At 69.2% G+C, this 2,335-nt stretch carries 2 protein-coding genes and 1 pseudogene; all 3 read left to right on the top strand.

What is annotated here, in order from left to right:
• Positions 1–330 (top strand): annotated as a pseudogene (locus I53_RS27030) (coagulation factor 5 8 type domain-containing protein); the annotation flags it as partial.
• Positions 331–403: 73 nt separating this feature from the next.
• The gene (locus tag I53_RS27025) at positions 404–1,648 is read left to right on the top strand and encodes a hypothetical protein (protein WP_043356761.1); all 1,245 of its coding nucleotides are present in this window, start codon (positions 404–406) and stop codon (positions 1,646–1,648) included.
• Between the two features lie 23 nt (positions 1,649–1,671).
• On the top strand, positions 1,672–2,335 hold a 664-nt coding region (locus I53_RS27020; protein WP_043356759.1), incomplete at its 3' end, for a GDSL-type esterase/lipase family protein.

The raw sequence follows: 2,335 nt of genomic DNA, 5'->3' as shown, positions 1-2,335 counted from the left end.
TGGATCGCGGATCTCGGCGTCCCCCTGACGACGCAGAGCGGCACCCTCGTCGACGACGTCGCCGCGCTGATGAACGGGCGCTACCTCGTCTTCGGGCTCGGCACCTTCGGACCGGGCGTCTGCCAGCTCTCCGAGCATGTCGAGCAGGTCTTCTACTTCGCCTCCGGCTGGCCGCAGCACTTCAAGAGCATCCCGACCATCGGGCGCGTCGTCGAGGTGCTGGACGTGGCCGGCGCCTACACGAAGGTGGGCGAATGGGACAACTCCCCCGAGCGGCGGGCCCTGATGCTCGACTACCCGGCCGGAAACCTCGCCTTCGACGACGCCTGATCCCGCCGGGACCGCCTTGCCGAAGCCGGCAAAACCGGTGACAAGCGCCCGGCTCATCCGTCGGAGGACAGATTTGGCCAGCGCTGACCAGCCATCGGAAGCCCTGCGCATCAACGCCTTCGACATGCACCGCGCCGAGGTCTTGATGCTGCAGCGGCGTCGGCTCCGGCCGCGCCATGCCACCCTGGTCAGCTTCGCCGCCAAGTATCACTACGTCGAGAGCCAGCGCCGGCTGGTCGCGGCGGCCGCCGCCACGGGCGATTTCGACACGATCGAGAGCTGGTCCCCCGACCGGCTGCGCGAGACGCCGTTCTACCGCGCGCACCGGGGGATCCTCGACCGGTCCCGGGGCGCCGGGAACTGGGCCTGGAAGCCCTACGTCATCGCCGAGGCGCTGGCGCAGCGCCGCGACGGCGACTTCATCGTCTTCAGCGACACCGGCATGCAGGCGGTGGGCGACGATCCGCTGCCGCCGGTGGCGCCGCTGCTCACGTGGCTCGACGGCTCGGAGCGCCGGGTCGCGGTGGGTGTGCTCCACGGACGGCCGCAGCGGGCCTGGACCAAGCGCGACTGCTTCGTGCTGATGGACTGCGACGCGGAGCGCTACTGGGAGGCCGACCAGATCCAGGCCTCCTGGATCGCCTTCATGGTGAGCCCCGCCACCCGCCACCTCGTCGCCGAATGGCTGCGCTACGCGGGCGATCCACGCATCGTCACCGACAGCCCCAACGCGATGGGCCTGCCGGATCTCGATGGCTTCATCGACCACCGCTTCGACCAGAGCATCCTGTCGAACCTGATCTACAAGCTCGACCTGGAGATCCCGCCGCTGCGGCAACCGTCCAAGCAGATCCGGACCCTGATCGAGGAGCTGGAGACGGACACGCTGGTGACGGCGCGTCCCTCGGAGAACATCGCGCTGGGCAAGACCTGGCGGGCGAGCTCCGCCTCTGCCTGGTCGGGGACGACCGGCACCTACGGTGAGCGCACCACCGGCGACCCGTCCTTCTTCTTTCACACCGGGCTCGACCGGAACCCCTGGTTCGTCCTCGATCTCGGCGCGGTCGAGCGGGTCTCAGAGATCCGGATCTACAATCGCTGGGGGCAGCTCAGCGAGCGGGCGCAATTCATGCGCGTCTGGCTGGGCGAGACCGAGACCGATTACCGTCTCGTCTTCGATGCCGTGGACGCCCATTGCCATCCGGGCCTGCCCCTCCACCTGCGATTCGACAATGCCCGGTTCCGCTACCTGAAGATCGATCTCGACGAGGAGCAGTACCTGCACCTCGACGGGGTCGAGATCTTCGCGGCGCGCTGAGACGACAGAGCCATCAGTCCCGCATGAGCGCCCCGGCACAGGACAAACCGCTGTTTCCGTTCGGGCCGATCCTGTTCTTCGGCGATTCGGTGACGGCGGACCTGACGGCCGAGACGCCGCCGCTCTTCTCCGGCCCTCAGACGGTCGCGCGGGGGATCGGCGGGCAGTCGACCCGGGACATGGTGCGGCGGCTTCGCTCCGACATCGCGCTTTACGGCGCGCGGGGCCTCCACCTCATCGGCGGCCGCGACGATATCCTGAACCGCGATCGGGCGCCGTCGCTGGACCGCATCGTGGCCGATATCGCGGCCATGCTGCAGGACGCACGCGACCTCTACGTGCGGACCTGGGTCGGCTCGATCCCGCCGGTGGATCCGGACGCGCCGGGCGCGGCCGGATTGCCGGTCTCGCTCATCGGGGACGTCAACGCGTGGCTGCGCGACCACGTGGGGACCTACGGGGCGCAGTTCATCGACTACGACGCCGTCCTGGCCACCGAGACGGGCGCGCTCAGGCCTGGATTCAGCGACGACGGACTCCGGCTCAACGCCGCCGGCTATGCGGCGCTCCGGGACGCGATGATGACGGCCCTGACGGCCCCGGGTGTCGAGCAGATCTGGGGCCCGCCGGAGAGCGAGGACGCCGTACGCCGGCGCAAGTTCCTGCACCATTTCGGCTATCTCGACT

It is taken from the genome of Methylobacterium sp. B1 (assembly GCF_000333255.1).
GTDB lineage: Bacteria > Pseudomonadota > Alphaproteobacteria > Rhizobiales > Beijerinckiaceae > Methylobacterium > Methylobacterium fujisawaense.
Note: the sequence above shows the minus strand (reverse complement) of the source record. Positions and strands in the feature narration are given on the sequence as shown.